General features: G+C 69.5%; 3 protein-coding genes. All 3 read right to left on the bottom strand.

What is annotated here, in order from left to right; genetic code table 11:
- Positions 1–216: 216 nt before the first annotated feature.
- Entirely contained in the window at positions 217–1,314 is a 1,098-nt protein-coding gene (gene apbC, locus IRZ30_RS16430; RefSeq protein WP_294086719.1) for an iron-sulfur cluster carrier protein ApbC, read from the bottom strand.
- 137 nt (positions 1,315–1,451) lie between these two features.
- Positions 1,452–1,655, bottom strand: a complete 204-nt coding sequence (locus IRZ30_RS16435) for a PspC domain-containing protein (RefSeq protein WP_294086720.1) — start codon at positions 1,653–1,655, stop codon at positions 1,452–1,454.
- Positions 1,656–2,178: 523 nt separating this feature from the next.
- A partial coding sequence (locus tag IRZ30_RS16440; protein WP_294086722.1) for a hypothetical protein occupies positions 2,179–3,650 on the bottom strand: 1,472 nt, incomplete at its 5' end.

The raw sequence follows: 3,650 nt of genomic DNA on the forward strand, positions 1-3,650 counted from the left end.
ATCCTGAGCGGATCCGGGGGCGGCGGCCAGCCGCCCCCGGCGCAGCGAAGGATCTCTCCGCTGCGTGGCCGATCCGACGCGAGATCCTTCGCTCCGCTCAGGATGACAACAATGCGGGACCGGGTGACGGGAAGACGCGACTCATTCACCAAACTCCATGGAAAAAACCCCGCCCCGCGATTACCGGGGCGGGGTGCGTGTTGGCGACGCTTCGCGCTAGGTCGTCTGGCGGAGCATGATGCGCGGGCGGCGAGGCTTGCGCACGGCCTCGACGGCCAGCCGCGCGGCCGCCTGGCGCGCCGCGTCGCGGAAGGCCACTGCCGGCGCCGAATCCGGGTCGGACACGACGATCGGGAATCCGATGTCGCCGCCCTGCCGAATCGAGCCCTCCAGCGGGATCTGCCCCAGCAGCGGGACGCCGTGGCGCGTCGCGGTACGCTCGCCGCCGCCGAACCCGAAGATCTCGGAGCGCTCGCCGCAGTGCGGGCAGATGAAGTAGCTCATGTTCTCGATGATCCCCAGGATCGTCGTCTTCACCTCGCGGAACATGGCCAGCCCCTTGACCGCGTCGGCGAGCGCCACGTCCTGCGGCGTGGTGACGATCACCGCGCCGGAGAGGGGGATGCGCTGTACCAGGGTAAGCTGCGCGTCGCCGGTGCCGGGCGGCAGGTCGATCACCAGGTAGTCGAGCTCGCCCCAATCGACGTCGCTGAGGAACTGGCTGATGAGCTGGGAGACGAGCGGACCGCGCCAGATCAGCGCCTTCTCCGGGTCCAGGATGAACCCGACCGACATCACCTTCACCCCGAAGGCTTCCAGCGGCACGATCTTGCCGTCCTGCATCGTCGGGCGGTGCGAGACGCCCATCATGATCGGGATGCTCGGCCCGTAGACGTCGGCGTCGAGCAGGCCGACCGAAGCGCCGTCCTGGGCCAGCGCGATGGCGAGGTTGACCGCCACGGTGGACTTACCGACGCCTCCCTTGCCGCTGGCAACCGCGATGGTGTTCTTCACGCCGGGGAGCGGCTGACGGTCCGGCATACCGCTCCCGGCAGCGCGGACCCGGGAGGAGAACTGGACGGCGACCTCGGAGACTCCCGGCAACGCCGTCAAGGCCTGGCGGACGTCCGTTTCGATACGCCCGCGCAGCGGGCACGCCGGCGTGGTCAACTCGACGTGGACGTGGACCCGTCCGCCCTCAATCGCCACATCCTTAATCATCCCGAGATCGACGAGACTCCGCCCAATCTCCGGATCCTGGACCGGGCGCAGGGCGTCAATCACTTGCTCGCGGGTCAACCCTGTGTCCACCATCGAGACTCCTCACTTCCGACGGAGCGGCACACCGCTGACCGGCAGCCGAGGCCGTGTGCCTGAACGGCGCCTCGGCCGGATATTTGGCAACTAAACTGTATCATAACCGGGCGCGCCGCGACGCCGCGTGGCGGCGGCTAGTCGTACTCCGGTTCCTCCGGGATCAGGATCCAGAGGATGATGTAGGGCACGAGCCCCGGCAGGCCGCCCGGCAGCAGCAGGAGCAGCCAGATGACCCGCATCAGCCAGACCGGCACGCCGAACCGCTCGGCGAGGCCGCCGGCGACCCCGGCGATAATCCGGTGCTTCCGCGATCGGTACAGTCCGCGTGAGTGCTCCATCGTTCGTGTCCTCTCTGCGGTTGGCAGTGCTCGGCTGTCTCCTCGCGGAGACCTGCGCTGCCGTCGCGCTGCTCCGCTAATCATAACCGTTTCCCCGCCGAGGTCGCCCGCCGCGGGCACGCCAAGAGGAGGTCAGGGCCTGCTCCACGTTACCGTGCGGGGACGAGCAGGCCCTTCGTCAGGGGTGTCGGTGGAGCACAGGTGGCTGCTCCGACCGTTGGGGAAGGGAGGGGAGTCTGGATGATCGGGGTTCCGACCACCCGGATCGGTGAGTTCCTCGAATCGTGTCCGTACCACCAGTTGGGACAGGATCGGTTCCGCGTCGAGCCCATCACGGTCGTCCAATCGGGCCCGGATCCGGAACGCTTCGTTCGCCAGCGAGGCTTGCCTCACCGTCATTTCCTGCTCTTAGGATAGGGAGAACAGCGCCAACTGTCACCCGTCAATGGGACTGTTTCGCTGCATATGATTGGACAGGGGGACAACTGTCCGTTCGTACAGGACCGGTACGCTGGCCCGATGTTTACCGACGCGGTCCGTGCACGTTGACCGCAAAGAGCGCCACGACGAGCATGCCGAGGACTCCCGCCAGGCCGCCGAGCCAGGCGCCGCCCTGCCCCGTCAGTCCGGCCGCGACGCGCAGCACGACCGCCAGGTTGCCGGCCGCCAGCGTCACCCACGGCAGCGCAGCGCTCCGCAGTTCCCGCCGGGCGAATCCGGGCAGCATGTGCGACCCGACGCCCAGGATCAACAACGTGGCGAAGCCCGCCCCCAGCGCGTGCCATTCAACGTCGGCCGGGACAGCCGGCACGGCCAGCCCGATCTGGTGGAGCCCGGCCAGCAGGGAAGCACCCCCGGCCACGGCGAGCCACGCATAGGCGCTCACTGCGTGAAGCTGGAGCGGATCGCGCAGCGGGCGGGCAGGCCGCCGGGGTAGCGGCCGCCGCGGGCCGAAGACGCGCAGCGCCGCGATCAGCCACGCGAGCGCCGCCCCGTGAAGGATCTGGCCCACCCCGACCAGCGACGGATCGCCCGTCGCCCGAAGCACGACCCCGCAGACCAGCCCGGCAACGGGGACGACCAGCAGGCGCGCCCGCGGCGGATGCGTCTGAAAGTACAGCGGGAAGGTCCGAGCGGTCATCGCCGCGGCGACCGGCACGAGAAACCCGTAGAACTCGATCTCGACGATGATCCGGTCCAACGACGCCGAGACAACGCCTGCCCCTCGCTCGGCAGCGACCAGCCCGTACGCGCTCAGGACCGCCCCCACCCACAGCGAGCCGAAGGACACCAGGAACAGAGGACGCACCTGCCGCAGCGCCCCTGTCTTGCGCGGTGGCGCGTTCCGGATCGTCGCGACCAGCATCACGACCGCGAGCGTCACCCCGGCGAGCAGCAGCCCGGCCGCGACGACAAGCCCCAAGCTCGCCATGGGAGCGCCTATACCCGCTGACAGCAGCGGTTGGGTGATCCCACGCAGCGCCAGCCCGGCAACGATCAACCACAGCGCAACACCAGCCATCCGGGGCCACCGCAGGGGCACCCCCGCCAACCGCGGTAAGAAGTGGAACGCTACGCCCAGGACCATCAGGCCGATCCAACCCAAGAGCTGCACCTGTCCGTGCGCCTGGCTGGCTGCGATCCACCACCGGCCGGTCCCGTCGCCCAGCCACCGCGCGACGAACAGCCCCGCGCCGAGGGCAAAGCCACCGCTCAGCGCCAGCGCGATCGACGCCGCCACGAACGGCGGCCAGATCGCCTCCGGCCCGGAGGCTGGCTCGCTGGTTGTCGTCTGCGGTTGCTGCGTGACCACGGGTTGCGGTCCCCTAACCGACTGAGCTGTCACCACCACGTCTTCCGCCCCCTTGTACCACGCCCGCCCGTCGCGCTGCGCATCCTCTCCAGGTCGGTCCTCGGCCGGCCGGGTGTCCCCAAGAAACACCCCGCGCGATGGCTCGCGCGGGGTGCCCGAAGGGGTGGGAGAGAGGGTAGTGG

The sequence above is a fragment of the Sphaerobacter sp. genome, assembly GCF_019683595.1.
Lineage (GTDB): Bacteria > Chloroflexota > Chloroflexia > Thermomicrobiales > Thermomicrobiaceae > Sphaerobacter.

What these genes read in the sequence shown, in the direction of transcription:
- apbC (WP_294086719.1), bottom strand. Translation starts at nt 1,314, where the DNA reads ATGGTGGACACAGGGTTGACCCGCGAGCAAGTGATTGACGCCCTGCGC.
- IRZ30_RS16435 (WP_294086720.1), bottom strand. Translation starts at nt 1,655, where the DNA reads ATGGAGCACTCACGCGGACTGTACCGATCGCGGAAGCACCGGATTATC.